The following is a 19,708-nucleotide window of genomic DNA, read 5'->3' on the forward strand; positions in this document are numbered from 1 at the left end:
GAACCACAGAGAAAGAGAAGAAATAAAACAACATCGGCACAGCGTAGCGCGCTGAGTATCGAAGCATACAGACACCTTGCCAGAAGTGAACCACAGAGAAAGAGAAGAAATAAAACAACATCGGCACAGCGTAGCGCGCTGAATACCGAAGCATACAGACACAAGTCAACAAATAAGAACAGCGAATCCCTTGCACTACTTAAAAAAAGCCCAAGGGGTGTGCAGAGGGGGCGCGGCTTTGCGGCCCCTTTGCGGTTTTCAAAGTTCCCAAACTTAAACAAACCCCCGCGGTCAAGCGGAATATCCCCCACGGTTAAGTGGAATATCCTCCGCGGTTAAGCAAAACAACTCCCCCACGGCCAAGTGGAAAACAACTCCCCGCGGTCAAGCGAGAAAAGAGGAAAATATGAAACAAAACGGAAAACTATACTTATGCGCCACCCCCATAGGAAACCTCGAAGACATCACCCTTCGAGTACTAAGAACCCTTCGGGAAGTGGACTTAATCGCTGCGGAGGATACCCGCAACAGCATAAAACTTCTGAATCATTTTGATATAAAAACCCCCATGACCAGCTACCACGAATACAATAAGATCGATAAAGGTCACGTTCTTGTGGAAAAAATGCTCTCAGGCACAAACATTGCGTTGATCACAGATGCAGGTACTCCGGGTATCTCAGATCCTGGAGAAGAACTTGCAGCTATGTGTTACGAAGCTGGTATTGAGGTGACTTCATTGCCGGGGCCTGCTGCCTGTATTACTGCTCTGACTTTGTCAGGTCTGCATACCAGGCGTTTTGCCTTCGAGGCGTTTCTTCCGGCGGATAAGAAAGAGCGAAAAACGATTCTGGAAGAGCTTTCCAGCGAGACGAGGACTATTATCCTGTATGAGGCGCCTCACAGGCTTGTACGGACCCTTGGCGAGCTCAGAGAGGCACTTGGTAACCGCAGGATGACTCTTTGCAGGGAGCTGACCAAGAAACATGAGACGGCGTTTCGGACGACGATCGATGATCTGATGGATTTTTATAAAGATGAGAAGCCACTGGGTGAGTGTGTCCTTGTGATCGAGGGCAGAAGCCGCAGTGAAATGGAAGCGGAGAAGCGTGCTTCCTGGGAGGAGGTTTCCATTGCGGAGCATGTGGCGATGTATGAGCAGCAGGGGAATTCCAGAAAGGATGCTATGAAGCTTGCCGCTAGGGATCGTGGTGTTTCCAAGAGGGATATTTATAAGGCTCTGCTGGATGGAGAGGATTCCAGTGAATGACCGGACGAAAATTGAGGCAGGGAGCATAGGAAACATATTTATAAACAAACGAAAAGCTGCATGTTGTGACCCGAGAGCGGGGAAACATATGCAGCTTTTTTGTGATCTTTGCCTGCAAAAAAAATGCCACGAGGAATATTCTAGTGAACAGTGACATAAAACGTACTGTGCGGATTTTGTCGAAATGATTTGCTTGCAGTATAGACCATATTGTGGTAAGCTGAGATTATCAAAACTTGAAAGCATATTTTTCTAAAAACAATCTTATTTTTCTATTACATTTCATATATCAGGCAGAGAGCCTGTCATCTCAGAAAATTCATGCTTTTTTCCATTTTTCAGCAGGAGTTTTCAGATGAGACTCCTTGAAATCAGAACAGAGGAGTCGTGTATGATTGTAAACGAAAACAGAACAAACAGCTCTAAACCACTGCAGTGGCACCCTGCATTTTTTGCTGATATTCAGATAGAACTGGAGGCAGAGCGGATTTACTATGTATCAGGACCTAAAATTCCAATCCAGGTCATTGTAACACAGCAGTTATCCAAAGAGAAAAATCTGTGGCTGAGAAGTCTGACGGACAGAATAAAAGATAAGGAAGATATGAAACGGCTTCTCAATGAATACAGAGAAAAGCAGAAAAATCCTTTATACGAATCAGTTATGCAGATGATCGTAAGGGCTAATGAAGAAAAATTCAAGGAGGCGGATTGTATGTGCGAAGCGTTAAATCGGATCATACAGGATCAGATTGAAGAGAAGATAAGAAACAGTTTACAGGCTGGTTATGATGAGGGCTATGGAATGGGGATGCAGCAGGGGATGCAGCAGGGAGAACATAGTATTAACAGTTTGATCCTCTGTCTTGCGAAATTGGGAAGGACATCTGATATTATAAAATCTGCATCAGATCCGGAATACCAGAAGAGTTTATTAAAGGAATTCGGGCTTTTACAAGAGTAGCTGAATATTTTATACATTTTAAGAGCATATTGTGCTGGACTTTTGGATTGCATTTAATAAGATACTTTTTTGTCTGTATTTCCTATGATTTTGCGTGGAAATACAGGCTTTTTTGTGCTACAATAAACTCTGTATTCGTATGTAAAAAACGTTTATTTTACAGGTATAAATGACACTTCTGGAGCGGGTTTGAGAATTGCTTTCTGCAAAATTTGAAAATACCATATTTGCTGAAATTAATGGATCAGGGTATGGTGCAGTAATTTCTGAAATTGCTGTGGTTCTGCAGAAATGAATTTTCAAACACGTCCGGACAGACAAGAACAGGAGGAATGACATGGGCGCAGAGAATACAGAATACGGCGCAGATCAGATCCAGATCCTGGAGGGACTGGAAGCCGTACGTAAGAGGCCTGGAATGTATATCGGAAGTACCTCCAGCCGTGGACTTCATCATCTCGTATATGAGATCGTGGATAATGCAGTCGATGAAGCACTGGCTGGTTTTTGTACGGAGATTCATGTAGATATCAATCCGGATAATTCCATTACCGTTACAGATAATGGCCGTGGTATCCCGGTTGGCATCAATCATAAGGCTGGTATTCCGGCAGTTGAGGTTGTATTTACCATTCTTCACGCAGGTGGTAAGTTCGGCGGTGGAGGATATAAGGTTTCCGGTGGTCTTCACGGTGTTGGTGCATCGGTTGTAAATGCACTTTCCGAGTGGCTGGAGGTTACTATCTACCACGAGGGTAAAGAATATAAACAGAGATATGAGCGTGGCAAGACCATGTATCCGCTGAAGGTTGTAGGCGACTGTGATCCGGAGCTTTCCGGAACGAAGGTTTATTTCCTTCCGGACAAGGAGATCTTTGAGGAGACCGTTTATGATTACGATATCCTGAAACAGAGACTTCGTGAGATGGCTTTCCTGACCAAGGGTCTTCGCATTGTGCTGGAAGATAAGAGAGAGGGCCAGGAGCGCGAGAAGGTATTCCACTATGAGGGTGGTATCCGTGAGTTTGTAAGCTACCTGAACAGAAGTAAAGAGGCACTTTACCCGGAGATCATTTACTGTGAAGGTGAGAAGGATGGTGTATCTGTAGAGGTTGCTCTGCAGCATAATGATTCCTATACAGAGAATACCTATGGTTTTGTAAATAATATCAATACACCGGAGGGCGGTACACACATTACCGGTTTCCGTAATGCGATCACCAATACATTCAATGATTACGCACGTAAGAATAAGCTTCTTAAGGACAGCGAGCCGAACTTAAGCGGTGATGATATCCGTGAAGGTCTGACCGCGATCGTCAGCGTTAAGATCGAGAATCCGCAGTTTGAGGGACAGACCAAGCAGAAACTTGGAAACAGCGAGGCAAGAGGTGCGGTAGACAGCGTTGTAAGCAAGCAGCTGGAGATTTTCCTGGAGCAGAATCCGGCAGTTGCCAAGGCTACTGTTGAGAAATCTGTTCTTGCACAGAGAGCCAGAGAAGCAGCCAGAAAGGCCCGTGACCTTACAAGAAGAAAATCCGCACTGGACAGCATGTCTCTTCCTGGAAAACTTGCAGACTGTTCGGACAAGAATCCGGAGAACTGCGAGATCTATATCGTAGAGGGAGATTCCGCGGGCGGTTCCGCCAAGACAGCGAGAAACCGTGCCACACAGGCGATCCTTCCACTTCGTGGTAAGATCCTGAACGTTGAAAAAGCACGTCTGGACAAGATCTATGGAAACAAAGAGATCAAGGCCATGATCACTGCTTTCGGAACCGGAATCCATGAGGATTTTGATATCTCCAAACTTCGTTACCATAAGATCATCATTATGACCGATGCCGATGTTGACGGTGCGCACATCGCAACACTGCTTCTGACATTCCTGTATCGTTTTATGCCGGAGCTGATCAAGCAGGGATATGTATACCTGGCACAGCCGCCTCTTTATAAAGTCGAGAAAAACAAGAAAGTATGGTACGCATACGATGATGATGAACTGAACAATATCCTTACCGAGATCGGACGTGACGGAAACAATAAGATCCAGCGTTATAAAGGTCTGGGTGAGATGGATGCGGAACAGCTCTGGGAGACTACTATGGACCCTGAGAAGAGAATTCTTCTCCGTGTGACTATGGACGAGGCTGCCACATCTGAGATCGATCTGACATTTACCACTCTTATGGGAGACAAGGTAGAGCCAAGACGTGAATTTATCGAAGAAAATGCAAGATTCGTCAAGAATCTTGATATCTAGGAGAATAAAGAAGAATGGAAGATAATATTTTTGACAAAGTCCACGAAGTGGATTTGGAAAAAACTATGAAAGAATCTTACATCGACTATGCCATGAGTGTTATCGCCTCACGAGCTCTGCCGGATGTAAGAGACGGCCTGAAACCGGTACAGCGCCGAGTGCTGTATTCCATGATCGAGCTGAACAATGGTCCTGACAAACCACACAGAAAATGTGCGCGTATTGTCGGTGATACCATGGGTAAATATCACCCTCATGGTGACAGTTCCATCTACGGTGCGCTGGTTAATATGGCTCAGGAGTGGTCAACAAGATATCCGTTGGTTGACGGACATGGAAACTTTGGTTCCGTGGATGGTGACGGTGCGGCTGCCATGCGATACACAGAGGCACGTCTCAGCAAGATTTCCATGGAGATGCTTGCAGACATCAACAAAGATACCGTTGATTTCCAGCCGAACTTTGATGAGACAGAACGTGAGCCGGTTGTACTTCCGGCACGTTTTCCGAATCTGCTGGTAAACGGTACAACAGGTATCGCTGTAGGTATGGCGACCAATATTCCACCTCATAATCTTCGTGAGACAGTTAATGCCGTTGTTAAGATCATTGATAACATTGTGGAAGAAGACCGCGAGACAGCAATGGAAGAACTTCTTGAGATCGTCAAGGGACCGGACTTCCCTACAGGAGCAACCATCCTCGGAACAAGAGGAATCGAGGAAGCTTATCGTACAGGTCGTGGCAAGATCCGTGTCCGCGCTGTGACAAATATCGAGACTTTGCCCAATGGTAAATCCCGTATCGTAGTCACAGAGCTTCCATACCTTGTAAATAAGGCACGCCTTATCGAGAAGATCGCAGAGCTTGTCCGTGATAAAAAGATCGATGGAATCACAGACCTGAATGACCATTCCAGCCGTGAAGGTATGCGTATCTGCATCGATCTCCGTAAAGATGCCAATGCCAATGTGATCCTGAACCTGCTCTACAAACATACACAGCTGCAGGATACTTTTGGCGTGATCATGCTTTCCCTTGTTCCGAATCATGGAAGCATGGAACCGAAAGTTCTAAACCTGAAAGAGATGCTGGAGTATTATCTGGAACATCAGGAGAATGTTGTTCGCAGAAGAACACAGTACGATCTGAATAAAGCCCAGGAGAGAGCCCACATTTTGGAAGGCCTCCTGAAAGCACTTGATAATATCGATGAAGTGATCCGTATCATCCGTGGTTCCCGTAATGTACAGATCGCGAAACAGGAACTTATTGAGCGTTTTGAGCTGACAGACGTTCAGGCTCAGGCAATCGTGGATATGCGTCTCCGTGCACTGACAGGTCTGGAAAGAGAGAAGCTGGAAGCCGAGTATGCAGAGCTTATGGAGAAGATCCGCAAGTTCCAGGCAATCCTCGCTGACCGTAAGCTTCTTCTCCGTGTGATCCGCGAGGAGATCCTCGCTGTTGCAGAAAAATACGGCGATGACAGAAAGACTTCCATCGGATACGATGTATACGATATTTCCACAGAGGATCTGATCCCGAGAGAGAATACCGTGATCGCAATGACCAAGCTTGGTTACATCAAGCGTATGACGGTTGATAACTTCCGCAGTCAGAACCGTGGCGGCAGAGGAATCAAGGGTATGCAGACCATTGAGGACGATTATATTGAAGAGCTGTTGATGACTACAACCCATCATTATCTCATGTTCTTTACCAATACCGGACGTGTATACAGACTGAAGGCATATGAGATTCCGGAGGCCGGCCGTACAGCCAGAGGAACTGCGATCATCAACCTGCTGCAGCTTGTACCGGGAGAAAAGATCACAGCTGTGATCCCGCTCCGCAAATATGAAGAGGGTCATTATCTGATGATGGCAACCAAGAAAGGTCTTGTGAAGAAAACTCCGATCAGAGATTACGAGAATGTACGTAAGACAGGCCTTACAGCGATTGTTCTCCGTGACGATGATGAGCTTATCGAGGTTAAAGCTACCGATAATAACAAAGATATCATTCTTGTGACCAAGGACGGACAGTGCATCCGTTTTAAAGAGACTGATGTCCGCAGCACAGGCCGTGCATCCATGGGTGTAAGAGGTATGAATCTTACAGATGGTGATGAAGTTGTTGCCATGCAGCTGAATACCCAGGGGGATTATCTGCTGGTAGTTTCTGAGAACGGAATGGGCAAACGTACAGCAATGAGTGAGTTTGTTGTCCAGAACCGTGGCGGTAAAGGTGTGAAGTGCTACAAGATCACCGAGAAGACCGGAAACGTTGTCGGAGCCAAGGCTGTGAACGAAGAGAACGAGATCATGATGATCACAACAGAAGGTATCATCATCCGTCTGCAGTGTGCAGATATCTCAGTTCTTGGAAGGATCACTTCCGGTGTGAAGATGATCAATCTTACAGATGGTGTAACGGTTGCAAGCATCGCCAAGGTAAGAGATAAAGATCCGGAAGTGGAGGTAAATTCCGAAAAAGCTGACGGAGAGACCAACGATAACGAGGAAGAAATATCCGCAGATGAAACTGTCACAGGCAGTGAAGAAGAATAAGGTCGAGGATAAGTCATGACGACGACAAAAAAGAAACGCAGAAAAAAATCTGTGAAAAAACTGAAATATTCCAACAAAAAACTGAATTTTGTCCATGTGGCGACACTGGCAGGAGTTATTCTGATACTGCTGGTGATCATCCTGGCAGCCAGAGGCTGTGGGGGGATCAGCCACAGAACCCCGGAGGGGCTTGTGGAAAGTTATATCAAGGCTGCGGTAGAAGGCAAGGACAAAAAAATGCAGGAATGTTATGGTGCGGATAAGATTTCTGATGAGGCAAAAACAGAGATTTCATCCACGGTCAAATATTTCCAGGCTCATGGAGCAAAGGATGTAAATATTGACAGCTGTGAGGCCATTTCTGAGAGTAAAAATTATACGTATGTTTATATCCGCTATAATCTTGTACTGCAGAATGACCAGGAATATCCGTGCATCAGTACTTACCTTGTAAAAGTGCAGGATAAGAAATATTATCTGTATTCGCCGGCTGAGATCTCAGATGAGATCAGCCAGCAGGCTGCGGCAGATTATCAGAAATTTATGACCACCAAAACTTATACAGACTATACCAAGGCTTATGAGGTCTTTCTGAAAAAGAATCCGGGATATGAAGATAAAATCGCAGGGAAACTGAACGGATAAAACAGGCAGGAGGACATAAGAATGAAGCGAATTTTGCTGATGGTGATCAGGAATCTGATCTTTGTTCCCTACTGGTGGATCAAACTTTGCTGGTATGCGGCGCATACAGATGATTATCCGGAAGAGAAGAAATACACATTCCTGAGACATGTAGATGAGCATGCCATCGAAGGCGGAAATATCCATATTGATGTGCATGGGCAGGAAAACATCCCCAAGGAAAACGGATTTATGTTTTTTCCGAATCACCAGGGACTGTTTGATGTACTGGCGATCATTAAAGCCTGCCCGGTTCCTTTTTCTGTAGTAGCTAAGAAAGAAGTGGGAGATATTCCATTCCTGAAGCAGGTTTTTGCCTGCATGAAGGCTTTTATCATTGACAGGGAAGACCTGAAGCAGTCCATGCAGGTCATTGTCAATGTGATCCGCGAGGTAAGGGCAGGTCGTAATTATCTGATCTTTGCGGAAGGAACCAGAAGTAAGAACGGAAATCACCCGGGAACATTCAAGGGCGGCAGTTTTAAGACTGCGACAAAGACAAAATGTCCGATCGTTCCTGTTGCGCTGATCGATTCTTTTAAAGCTTTTGATACCGGTTCCACAGAGAAGATCACAGTGCAGGTACATATCCTTCCTCCAATGTATTATGAGGAATATAAGGATATGCATACAACGGAGATTGCGGAAGAAGTAAAGAGACGGATCGAGAAAGTGATCGAAGAGAATACTATATAAAAACAGAAAAGGCTCTGATGAAGTTTAAATAAAAACATCATCGGAGCTTTTTTTTTGATATGTATATTGCACAAAAACGAAACGTTTTATTTGTGAATTGTTAAGCGTATACAACTAAAACATTTGATGGTAACATATAAACACCTGTTAAATATGAATAAAAACACAAAAGAGGACTGTGAAATGAAAAAAGAAGAATATCTTTCCCTGATCGATGAAGTGATCGCACAGGGACCATATACCGATACGTGGGATTCTCTCTGTGAGCATCCTACTCCGAAGTGGTATGCAAGAGATAAGTTTGGAATTTTTATTCACTGGGGTGTATATAGTGTTCCGGCATTTGGAAACGAGTGGTATCCCAGAAATATGTATGTGAAAGGCTCCAAAGAAAATCTGCATCATATAGAGAAATATGGAACTCTGGATAAATTCGGATATAAAGATTTTATTCCGCAGTTCAAAGCAGAGAAGTTCGATCCGAAGGAATGGGCTGAGCTTTTTAAGGAAGCAGGCGCAAAATTTGTTGTTCCGGTTGCTGAGCATCATGATGGATTCCAGATGTATGCCAGTGATCTCTGCCGTTGGAATGCAGCAGAGATGGGACCAAAGAGAGATATTCTCGGAGAACTGAAAACAGAAGTTGAAAAAGAGGGAATGGTACTTGGTGCTTCTACTCACAGAGCAGAGCATTACTGGTTCTTTAATGGCGGACGTCAGATTCCTGAATCTGATGTCAATGATCCGGGGTATGATGATCTTTACGGACCGGCAGCAGGAATCAGCAGAGATATCAGTAGCATTTATGACAATCCTCCTTCAGAGGAGCATATGCAGGACTGGCTTGTTCGTACATGTGAGATTGTAGATAAATATCAGCCTTCCATCGTATATTTTGACTGGTGGATTCAGCAGTATGCATGGAAACCGTATCTCCGTAAATTTGCGGCATATTATTACAACCGTTCTGCTCAGTGGGGAAAAGAAACTGCTATTGATGCAAAATTTGACGCATATGTTTACGGCAGTGCGGTCAATGATCTGGAGAGAGGTCAGTTAGACCATATCACACCGGATCTCTGGCAGAACGATACTTCTGTAGCGAAGAATTCCTGGGGCTATACCATCGGAAATGATTACAAGAAACCTTCAGATGTAGTTCTGGATCTGATCGATGTAGTCAGCAAAAATGGCGCACTTCTTCTCAATATCGGACCGAAGCCGGATGGCACGATTCCGGAAGAAGATGCACATATCCTGAGAGAAATGGGAAAATGGCTGAAAGTAAACGGAGAGGCAATTTACGGAACCAGATACTGGAAAGTATTTGGAGAGGGTCCGACGGTGGTTCCGGAAGGCCATTTCACAGATACTTATGACAAGCATTTTACTTCTGAGGATATTCGTTTCACAAGCAAGAGCAACCATATTTACGCAACGGTACTTCACTGGCCGGAAGACGGAGAGATCCATATCAAATCTCTTGGAAATGATATGAAACTTTTGAAATCTACGATCAGGGATATTGAGATTCTTGGAACAGATCTGCATCCGTCATATGCAAGAAACAAAGAACTGGATATTTCCTGCGGAAGAGGAGCGGTTGATGCAGGGGATATGCCGGTGGTACTGAAGATCACGATAGAGTAAATTATCGGAGAATAAACGGGGGATACTGTCGGAACTGTTCCGGCAGAAAAATACAGGAAAATCAGCAAAAACTTATGTATAACAGAAAGGTTATGGGGATTACACTATGGGAAATAAAAGATACACAGGAAACTGGAACTCTGTAAATACACATACCGTTCCAAAATGGTATGAGGACTGTAAATTCGGAATTTTTATTCACTGGGGAATTTATTCTGTACCGGCTTTTGCGCCACATACATGGGAACTGGGAGAAGTTGATTCCAAAGAGTGGTTTGCGGATAATCCTTACGCAGAGTGGTATTATAATTCTCTGAACATAGGAAAAGGCCCGACATATGAGCATCATATGGAAAAATACGGAAAAGATTTCAAATATGAAGATTTTATTCCTATGTGGAAAGCTGAAAACTGGGATCCGAAACAGTGGGCAGAGATTTTTAAAGAAGCAGGTGCAGAGTATGTTGTTCTGACAACCAAGCATCATGATGGATTCTGCCTGTTCCCGAGTAAGTATACACACTTTAACTCTGTGGAAATGGGACCGAAGAGAAATATCACCGGTGAGCTGACAGAGGCTGTCCGGGATGCAGGTATCCGTATGGGGCTGTATTATTCAGGACTGATTGACTGGCAGTATGCAAATGATCCTATTTTTGAGGATGATGATCTGTTTGGAACAGCCAGCCCGACATTTGCATATGCAGATTATTCATACAACCAGATGAATGAACTGGTAGATGATTATGCACCAAGCGTTTTCTGGAACGATATCGGATGGCCGAAACAGAGCGAAGAGATGATGCCGTATTTCCTGGCACATTATTATAACAAAGTGCCGGAAGGTGTAGTAAACGACCGTTTCAATGACCGTTACCATGACTTCCTTACCAAGGAGTACAAATCCGGTTCTGTGAATCGAAAAGAGAAATGGGAAATGTGCCGTGGAATGGGATTATCCTTCGGTTATAATGCCAATGAAGGTGATGACAAACTGATTTCTGTTCCGGATCTAATTTCACTTCTGGTAGGAACTGTTGCAAACAATGGAAACCTGCTTCTGAACATCGGACCAAAAGCAGACGGAACAATTCCGGAAGAACAGGTAAAGAGGCTGAAGATTCTTGGCGCATGGCTGAAAGTTAACCATGATGGTATTTATGGCACACGCTGCAGCGACCGCGAATCTGAGATGCTGGAGAATGGAATTGAGCTGCATTATACACAGAAAGAGGGAAATCTCAATGTGTTTGCAGATCATCTGAAAGAGGGAGCAAATGAGTTCCTGATCAAAGGTTATCATGGCCAGCTGAGATCTTTTGATCCGGCAGTTAAAGTAGAAACTGAGGATACAGAAGAGGGACTTCTGGTGAAGATTCCTGAGTATAAAGAAGATATGTATGTGGTTGGATTAACAAATAAATTTTAACCGAATGCGGATTGCCAATATCCGCTTGACATGAGCAGAGAGGACCGGATGTATGCCGGTCCTTCTGTGATATAGCTGATTGTTTTTTTTAGGGAGGAAGCTATATGTTTGGGAAAAAAATTGCGGCGATATTATCAACAGTAATGATCATAACAGGGGCCTGTGTACCTTCTGTGGTTGTGCATGCACAGACTGGTTATGCGGCTGATCATACACAGGAAGCATCGGCAGCAGGCACGCAGAGCACTGCAAAACTTGTTGCGAAAGGATCCTGCGGAAGCAATGCCACTTACCGGCTGTATTCCAATGGAAATCTTCAGATACAGGGAAAAGGGGAAGTTAAAGTTACCGATGATTTTTCATACAGATCCGAAACGATAAAAACGGTAACAGTTGCATCCGGGATCACGGGAATCGGTGACAGAACTTTTTCAAACTGTAAAAATCTGAAGAGAATTTCATTGCCGGGAACTTTGCGGAGTATCGGCGTTCGGGCATTTGGTGATACTTCGATCACCAGCATCAAGCTTCCGAATGGACTGAAAAGCATTGGCGCATATGCTTTTTACCAGAGTAAAATTACGAGCCTGGATATACCGAAAACAGTGACAAAAATTGAGGAATATGCTTTCAGTTACTGTAGCAGTCTGGAATCTGTCAGTATTCCGGGAAGTGTAAAAACATTACCGGAATCGTTGTTTGAGGCAGATATGAAACTGAAAAAAGTTACTTTGGGACAGGGCGTTTCCAGGATAGAACGAGCTGCTTTTCGGCATTGTGGTTTGACAGGAATAAGTTTTCCTGACAGTGTTACGCTTATTGATGAGAGTGCGTTCTCTCTTTGTTCAGATCTCAGAAAAGTGACGTTACCGAAGAAGCTTACAGAGATTGGGAACGGTGCATTCGGTAACTGTCGAAAACTGGGGAATATTACGATACCCGCCAGCGTGAAAAAGATCAGAAGCAATGCTTTTTATGATTGCCAGGCAATGAAAAAGATTACGATCCTAAACAGTAAAACAGTGATAGAAAAAGAAGCCGTTGGTTATAATTTTGATGGCGGAAAAAATAAGATGCTTGTTATTGCCGGGAAAAAAGGTTCTACTGCTCAAACTTATGCAAAGAAATATGGATTCCGTTTCCTCGGCAGTACCGCAACTGTGAAGACCACAAATATAACCGGTGTACCAAAAACAAAAGTGATAACCAAAGGAAAAATATTTACGATAAAAGCTGTGGCTGTACCGAACTACAGCGATGAACGGATTGTTTTCAAATCTTCAAATACAAAAATTGCAACAGTGAATTCCAGTGGAGTTGTAAAGGGAATCCGAAAAGGGACCGCAACCATTACCGTTCAGAGCGGTTCGAAAAAACTGACCTGTAAGGTAACTGTAAAATAAATAATCAGCGGATTGGTCAAGCGGATATTCGCAATCCGCTTCGCTACTTACTTGATTTGGTTAAAATCCCTGGCAGATATTATAGCGTTTTGTAACAGTTTCAGAAATTGCTGTATCAAGGCAAATTACTGAGTGCAGGAACGACTGTAAACTGCCGGGGATTTTTTGCAATTATCAGTGATGGGAAATGGCTAGATGTGTATAATGAAATTAATTTACAGGATATATTAAGTGTTCATTGGAAAATGGGGGAAAATCTATGAAGAAAAAGAACATTGCCTGGTTACTTTCCGCAGCTGTGATTCTGACGACAGCAGCGACTCCGCTTGAAATAATGCCGGTGTATGCGGCAGAGGAATTCCAGGCAGATGAAACAGAAGAAGCAGGAACAGCAGAAACAACGGCGACAACTGCAGCAGATGTTGCGGAAGACACCACAGAAAATGGACCGGTAGAAAATGCAACAGCGGAAACGGCTGAAAGCGAGGAAACTGTCAATGCAGAGCCGAATACAGAAGAAGCGGAAGAGACTGCAGATGAAGTATCCGGGGAGAATACACAGGATGACAACAACAGTGATCTGGAGATTTTTGATGACAGTGCAGAGAAACTGAATGAAGAGGCAGAAGCAGACAGTTCCAATACCGCAGAAACGGAGACAGACGCGGGATCTGGATTCTCAGATGGAGAAACTAGAAAGGCCGTGACTGATGAAAGTTCAGAAGTTGTTGACAGTGGAAAGTGTGGAACTGATGCTACTTATATGCTATATGGGGATGGACGGCTTGTGATTGAAGGTAGCGGTGTGGTAAATGAATATTTTCACAGCATCACGGACAGTAATAAGAAAATCAGGAGTGCGGAAATTGGGGAAGGAATTACAGCTCTTAAGGGGTCAGAGGGAGTGGGAGTATTTGCGTATTGCAGTGATCTGATCAGTGTAACCTTGCCAAAAAGTTTGACAACTTTAGGAGATTGGACATTTTCATACTGTAAAAATTTAAATAATATTTCGATCCCTCAGGGAGTAACAACGATAGAGCGACGTACATTTTATGAATGTAGTGGTTTGCAAAATGTTGTATTACAAGAGGGAATAACGACTATTGGGCAGTACGCATTTGAAAATTGCAGCAGTCTGAGCAGCATTAATATTCCTAAAAGTGTCACGTCAATAAAATGGGGAGCATTTCGTAGCTGTAAGAATCTAGATAATATCATATTAGCAGAAAATCTTATAACTATTGAAGAAAATGCGTTTTGTAACTGCAGTAGCCTGAGCAGCATCAATATTCCGCAAGGAGTAACTTCAATAGGAGCATTTGCATTTGGAAATTGCAGTAAATTAGGTAACAGTATTGTATTACCAGATAGCCTGACAACTTTAGGAAATGAAGCATTTAAAAATTGCGAGAATCTCAGCAATGTAATACTTTCCAAAAATCTGAAAAGTGTGGAAGCAAATACTTTTTATAATTGTAACAGTCTGACAGCTATTGAAATTCCAGAGGGCGTAACAAGTATTGGAGATGCAGCGTTTTATAATTGTACAACCATGAGTAGTGTAATATTTCCAAACAGTCTGACAAGCATGGGAAATTCAGCGTTTTATAATACTGGTATAAAAGAAATTTCACTTCCGGATAATCTGACAGATATAGGAAAAAGAGTCTTTTCCAGTTGTTCAGACTTGAGAAATGTTAAACTTCCATCCGAATTGAAACGCATAAATGACTCTATGTTTTCAGATTGTAAAAGATTGAACAGTATTGAGTTACCAGACAGCATAGCAGAAATAGGGGAATATGCATTTGGTCGCTGTGCAAGGCTGACAGAAATTAATCTGCCAGCTGGCTTAACGACGATTGAAGCAGGCGCATTTAACAGTACTGGCATAACAGAGTTTGATTTACCGAATGGTCTGAAAACAATCGGAGATAAAGCATTTGAATATGGTAAATACAGTACTATTGTAATTCCGGAATCCGTAACAGATATAGGAGAATCCGCATTTGCCAGAAGTCATAATTTAAAAAACATTGAACTACCGGACAATATTACTGAAATAAAAGCAAATACATTTAACAATGATGAGATGCTTGAAAGCGTAAAACTGCCGAAGAACCTGAAAACAATAGGTGAGAACGCATTTACCTGGTGCTGGAGTATCGCAAGCCTGGAAATTCCGGACAGTGTAACAGAGATTGGGGAATACGCATTTGAATACTGCTCTAATCTTGAAAAAATCTCTTTGCCCAAGGAGCTGACAAGTATTGCGTATGGTACATTTTCATCCTGCAGTAAACTTGCAGATATCAGCATTCCGGAAAATGTAATTCTGATTGATACCGATGCATTTAAAGACTGCCAGGCACTCAGAAGTGTTTACATTTCAGGGGATTCTGTAAAAATTGGGAAACGTGCAATAGGATATAATTCAAATACCGAGAAAAACAGCACACTTGTAATTATAGGCCGTAAAGATTCGGCAGTCGAAATCTATGCAACAGAAAATGGGTTTGTATTTCACAATGTTGAAGATCCTTTAACACATTATGCAAGAGTTGAGTCTACGTGTATAAATGATGGAAACATTGAATATTGGCATTGCGATGTATGCGGAAAAGATTTCGGCAATGAAGAGGGAACCGTACTTTCCGGTGAAACGAAAATCAAGAAGCTTAAACATAAATTTACCCGGATTGATCGGAAAGACGCAACCTGTACAGAAGATGGAAACATTGATTACTGGCATTGTGAACGCTGTGGGAAAAATTATGATGATACTTATAACGGAAAAGAATTAGAATCTGTAATATATCCTGCAACAGGTCATAATCTGGAATTTATTCCGGGAGTAGTTGCCGATTGTCAGAACGAGGGTAGATATGACTATTATTACTGCAACAATTGTGGTAAATTTTTCCTCGATCAGGAAGGCAAACAGGAGGTGACAAGCCAGGATCTGGTTATTCCGGAAGATAAAAACAATCATAATATCCGGTGTGAAAAAGGATATGAAGCAACCTGTGTGCGCGAAGGTATGAAGACGTACTATATTTGCAATAATTGCAGAAAACTCTTTCTCGACGAAAATGGAACACAGGAAGTAACAGAAGCGGAACTGATCATTCCAAGAAATGAAAATCACAGATTAATGTTCTGCCCGGGAAGAGCTGCTGATTGTGGGAACTCCGGCCAGATTGACTACTATCATTGCGGTGAATGTGGAAAAGATTTCCGTGACAAAGAAGCGAAAGAGGAAGTCACACAGGATAGTGATCTGTTTATTCCTCCAACAGACCACAAATGGTCAGCCTGGAAGTTGATCCCGATGAATGGGTATGCTCAGGGATTCCCGGCGGGAAAGAGCTGCCAGATAGATATTATCAGTGATTATCTGAAAGAACGTAAATGTGAACGGTGTGGACAGACAGAAGGAAAGGGGCTGACTTATGCAATTCACGTCAACACCGACCGGATCACACTGAAATATGGCCAGTCCACAACCTCAGTTCGTGCATCCGGATTCAAAAACGGTGATTATCTGAAGAGTGTAACTCCGAAAATTAAGGATCTTGTAACTATATCCAATATTAACAGAAACGGAACATTCAAAGTTACTGCAAAGAAAAAATCCGGTTCCACGAGGGTAACGATCAAACTGAATAGTGGAATGAGTGCAGACATACTGGTCACCGTCCAGAAAGGCAATGTATCCACCCGCTACATTACAAACCTGCGATCCACCAGTATTGTAAAAGGAGAAACAGTAACTCTGAAACCAATGCTGGACCCGATCACAAGCCAGGATAAGGTTACATACAGCACTTCTGACAAAAATATCGCAACAGTAACCTCCGGAGGGGTTGTCACAGGAAAACAGGTAGGTTCTGCAAAGATCACAGTAAAAGCCGGAAGTAAAAAAGCAGTTGTTACCATCAAGGTAATGCCAAAGGTAAAAACAACAACACTCACCGGCGTGCCAAAAACAAAGACCGTGACCAGAGGAAAAAACTTCACGATCAAAGCAGCTGCATCACCACGAAATACAGATGAGAAGATTACTTATAAATCTTCAAACAGTAAGATCGCAACAGTAACCTCCAAAGGTGTTGTAAAAGGAATCCGAAAAGGAACCGCAACCATCACCGTGCAGAGCGGTTCGAAAAAACTGACCTGTAAGGTAACGGTAAAATAAACAACGGAACATACAGCAGAATATGCAAATAGAGTTATATCATCAAACAGGCCAGATTCCCACAGAGGAGTCTGGCCTGTTTTTGCAGTTAAAATAAAAAAGAATACGTTTTCACAAAATAAGATTGACTTTTTTTACCAGTCTGATTATCATATAAATCATATTTAGTTACTATGAAATAAGGAATAATAAAAAGTATTTGTTGCTCAGATAAATTTGAGAGATTTACAGGATTGTCAGTGAGCGGAAATTTTTTTCAGAGAGAGGGGAAAGGTACATGTCCATCAAGAAAATCGCAGAAAAGGCAGGGGTTTCACCGGCGACGGTTTCCCGGGTTTTGAACAATCCCAATTATAAATGTTCCATTCCCGGACTCCGGGATAAGATATGGAAAACAGCCATCGAGATGAATTATGTGCCAAATGAGGCGGCCCGGAATCTGAAAAGAGGTGTTTCCGCGAAGCAGGAGAAAACCTGGTACATCAATATTCTGATGACAAGAACCGATTCTTCCACCACCGATCCGTTTTTTGCGGAGCTTCTCCGGGTGATCGAAAGTGAGATCCATGATAAAAACTGCATCCTTTCCAAAGTATGGTATATGTCGGTATTTTCTGATGACCGGAAGTGCCGTAGGGAGAATCTGGACCGGCTGGTTGATGGAATGTATGGCGAGGTAGACGGGAAGAGGGACGGACTGATCATCATAGGCAGATGTAATAAGGAAGCCCTGAAAAAACTGAATAAGAAATATAAGAGCGTGGTGTCGGTGAACCGGAATTCCACCAATTATGAAGTGGATGAAGTCCTTTGCGATGGAAAAAAGATCGCGTCAGCGGCAGTGGAATATCTGATTTCCCTGGGGCATAAAAATATCGGATATATTGGTCAGTGCCACAGCGAAGACCGGTACAATGGATATCTGGAAACCCTGAAGAAGCATGATCTGGATGTGATTCCTGAGTATGTTATTGAGACGAAACAGACAGAGGCCGAAGGATATGAGGCCATGGAAAAATTCTTCCAGTCGGACGACATGCCAACCGGAATCTATTGCGCCAATGATATTTCGGCGATAGGAATGCTGAAATGTCTGAATAAATTCCGGAACCGGTATTATATGCCTTCTATCATATCCAGTGATGATATTCAGGAAGCACAGTTTACCAAGCCGATGCTGACAACGGTAAGTCTGCCGAAAGAGGATATGGGAAAATTCGCACTGTATCTGCTGCTGGACCGACTGAGAGGCGGACATTCCGGTATTGTCCGGATGGAACTGGAAGGAAAGCTGGTGATCCGGAACAGCTGCAGCAGTGTGGAGGACAGTATGTGGAGCGATTATTGTATCTGAGGATTGCTGATATGATGAGATATGAAATATTTGCAGCTTTGACAGAATATATGCGTGAAAACGTTTTCAGATATTCCTATTTAATTAATGGGAATAATATGGTTTAATGTATTCAATCAGGATAACGTTTACAGAAGGTCGCAGCAGTGACAAAAAGGAGTACATAAATCATGAAAAAAAGACGCATCGCAGGTGTCTGTATCGCACTGGCAGCAGTGGTACTGGCAGGAACTTTTGCAGTATCAGGAAACAATACAAAGGATAAAAATCAGGTAGAGATCATCAATGTGTCCTATGATCCAACCAGAGAATTTTATGAGGAATACAACAAGATCTTTGCAGATTACTGGAAAGGGGAAACCGGCCAGAGTGTGGATGTGATCCAGTCTCATGGCGGTTCTGGAAAACAGGCGTTGGAGATTTCCAACGGACTTCCGGCAGATGTGGCAACACTTGCCCTGGAATACGACATTGATGCAATCCAGAATTCCGGACTGATCGACAATGGCTGGATTAATGAATATCCGGATGACAGTGCTCCTTATACTTCCACCATTGTATTTCTTGTTCGGAAGGGAAATCCGAAGAATATCCACGACTGGGATGATCTGACGAAGGATGGTGTGGGAGTGATTACACCAAACCCGAAAACTTCCGGAGGTGCCCGCTGGAATTACATGGCAGCCTGGGCTTATGCCAATGAGAAATATAACGGCAACGAGATAGAGATGAAGGCTTTTATTAAGAAGCTTTACAAAAATGTCCTGGTTCTGGATTCCGGAGCAAGAGGTGCCACCACTTCTTTTGTGGAAAACGGACAGGGTGATGTGCTGATCGCCTGGGAAAATGAAGCGTTTCTTTCTGTAAGGGACAATCCGGATGATTACGAGATCGTAACACCGAGCATCAGTATCCTGGCACAGCCGTCCGTTGCTGTTGTAGATGAAAATGTAAAAAAACACGATAACGCAGATGCCGCAAAAGCTTATCTGAAATATCTGTATTCCGATGAAGCGCAGGAGCTGATCGCTGAGAATTATTACAGACCGGTCAATCAGACCATCTTGAAAAAACATGCAGATACTTTTAACCTGAGTGTGAAGCTGACTACCATCAAAGATTTCGGCGGATGGGATGCAGTACAGAAGAAACATTTTGCGGACGGTGGAGTGTTTGATGAGATTTATGAAGAGTAAAAAAGCATAGCGGATACAGAAAAGAGGG

General features: G+C 43.2%; 13 protein-coding genes. All 13 read left to right on the plus strand.

Annotation, left to right across the window (positions count from 1 at the left end; all coding sequences use genetic code 11):
* On the plus strand, positions 1-339 hold a 339-nt coding region (locus tag G5B12_RS17305; protein ID WP_207719569.1), incomplete at its 5' end, for a hypothetical protein.
* A 67-nt stretch (positions 340-406) separates the two neighbouring features.
* Positions 407-1,270 (plus strand): 16S rRNA (cytidine(1402)-2'-O)-methyltransferase, encoded by an 864-nt coding sequence (gene rsmI / locus G5B12_RS13425; RefSeq protein ID WP_118063639.1) that lies wholly within the window; start codon positions 407-409, stop codon positions 1,268-1,270.
* Positions 1,271-1,661: 391 nt separating this feature from the next.
* Positions 1,662-2,234 carry a hypothetical protein gene (locus G5B12_RS13430; protein ID WP_174088474.1) on the plus strand — a complete coding sequence of 191 codons (573 nt, stop codon included), beginning with the start codon at positions 1,662-1,664 and terminating at the stop codon, positions 2,232-2,234.
* Between the two features lie 337 nt (positions 2,235-2,571).
* On the plus strand, positions 2,572-4,497 hold the full coding sequence (gyrB, locus tag G5B12_RS13435; RefSeq protein WP_021976143.1) for a DNA topoisomerase (ATP-hydrolyzing) subunit B: 1,926 nt from the start codon (positions 2,572-2,574) through the stop codon (positions 4,495-4,497).
* Positions 4,498-4,511: 14 nt separating this feature from the next.
* Positions 4,512-7,067 carry a DNA gyrase subunit A gene (gene gyrA, locus G5B12_RS13440; RefSeq protein ID WP_174088475.1) on the plus strand — a complete coding sequence of 852 codons (2,556 nt, stop codon included), beginning with the start codon at positions 4,512-4,514 and terminating at the stop codon, positions 7,065-7,067.
* Between the two features lie 15 nt (positions 7,068-7,082).
* A complete protein-coding gene (locus tag G5B12_RS13445) occupies positions 7,083-7,712 on the plus strand; it encodes a hypothetical protein (RefSeq protein ID WP_243006139.1) in 630 nt (209 codons plus the stop codon).
* 21 nt (positions 7,713-7,733) lie between these two features.
* On the plus strand, positions 7,734-8,447 hold the full coding sequence (locus G5B12_RS13450; RefSeq protein ID WP_118170179.1) for a lysophospholipid acyltransferase family protein: 714 nt from the start codon (positions 7,734-7,736) through the stop codon (positions 8,445-8,447).
* A gap of 183 nt (positions 8,448-8,630) precedes the next feature.
* Positions 8,631-10,097 carry an alpha-L-fucosidase gene (locus G5B12_RS13455; protein ID WP_174088476.1) on the plus strand — a complete coding sequence of 489 codons (1,467 nt, stop codon included), beginning with the start codon at positions 8,631-8,633 and terminating at the stop codon, positions 10,095-10,097.
* A gap of 106 nt (positions 10,098-10,203) precedes the next feature.
* Positions 10,204-11,526 (plus strand): alpha-L-fucosidase, encoded by a 1,323-nt coding sequence (locus G5B12_RS13460; RefSeq protein WP_118071850.1) that lies wholly within the window; start codon positions 10,204-10,206, stop codon positions 11,524-11,526.
* Between the two features lie 104 nt (positions 11,527-11,630).
* Positions 11,631-12,929, plus strand: coding sequence for a leucine-rich repeat protein (locus tag G5B12_RS17580; RefSeq protein ID WP_174088477.1), 1,299 nt, complete (start codon positions 11,631-11,633; stop codon positions 12,927-12,929).
* Between the two features lie 259 nt (positions 12,930-13,188).
* Complete coding sequence (locus tag G5B12_RS13470; RefSeq protein WP_174088478.1) at positions 13,189-17,130, plus strand: leucine-rich repeat protein; 3,942 nt, start codon at positions 13,189-13,191, stop codon at positions 17,128-17,130.
* A gap of 277 nt (positions 17,131-17,407) precedes the next feature.
* Positions 17,408-18,484, plus strand: a complete 1,077-nt coding sequence (locus tag G5B12_RS13475; RefSeq protein ID WP_174088479.1) for a LacI family DNA-binding transcriptional regulator — start codon at positions 17,408-17,410, stop codon at positions 18,482-18,484.
* 170 nt (positions 18,485-18,654) lie between these two features.
* A complete protein-coding gene (locus tag G5B12_RS13480) occupies positions 18,655-19,680 on the plus strand; it encodes a sulfate ABC transporter substrate-binding protein (protein ID WP_244096096.1) in 1,026 nt (341 codons plus the stop codon).
* The last annotated feature ends 28 nt before the right edge of the window (positions 19,681-19,708 follow it).

This window comes from Blautia sp. MSK.20.85 (assembly GCF_013317245.1).
In the GTDB taxonomy this organism is placed as follows: Bacteria; Bacillota; Clostridia; order Lachnospirales; family Lachnospiraceae; genus Blautia_A.

Bases quoted from the DNA above. Each gene is read 5' to 3' on its own strand.
- rsmI (WP_118063639.1), top strand. From the start codon at position 407: ATGAAACAAAACGGAAAACTATACTTATGCGCCACCCCCATAGGAAAC.
- G5B12_RS13430 (WP_174088474.1), top strand. From the start codon at position 1,662: ATGATTGTAAACGAAAACAGAACAAACAGCTCTAAACCACTGCAGTGG.
- gyrB (WP_021976143.1), top strand. From the start codon at position 2,572: ATGGGCGCAGAGAATACAGAATACGGCGCAGATCAGATCCAGATCCTG.
- gyrA (WP_174088475.1), top strand. From the start codon at position 4,512: ATGGAAGATAATATTTTTGACAAAGTCCACGAAGTGGATTTGGAAAAA.
- G5B12_RS13445 (WP_243006139.1), top strand. From the start codon at position 7,083: ATGACGACGACAAAAAAGAAACGCAGAAAAAAATCTGTGAAAAAACTG.
- G5B12_RS13450 (WP_118170179.1), top strand. From the start codon at position 7,734: ATGAAGCGAATTTTGCTGATGGTGATCAGGAATCTGATCTTTGTTCCC.
- G5B12_RS13455 (WP_174088476.1), top strand. From the start codon at position 8,631: ATGAAAAAAGAAGAATATCTTTCCCTGATCGATGAAGTGATCGCACAG.
- G5B12_RS13460 (WP_118071850.1), top strand. From the start codon at position 10,204: ATGGGAAATAAAAGATACACAGGAAACTGGAACTCTGTAAATACACAT.
- G5B12_RS17580 (WP_174088477.1), top strand. From the start codon at position 11,631: ATGTTTGGGAAAAAAATTGCGGCGATATTATCAACAGTAATGATCATA.
- G5B12_RS13470 (WP_174088478.1), top strand. From the start codon at position 13,189: ATGAAGAAAAAGAACATTGCCTGGTTACTTTCCGCAGCTGTGATTCTG.
- G5B12_RS13475 (WP_174088479.1), top strand. From the start codon at position 17,408: ATGTCCATCAAGAAAATCGCAGAAAAGGCAGGGGTTTCACCGGCGACG.
- G5B12_RS13480 (WP_244096096.1), top strand. From the start codon at position 18,655: ATGAAAAAAAGACGCATCGCAGGTGTCTGTATCGCACTGGCAGCAGTG.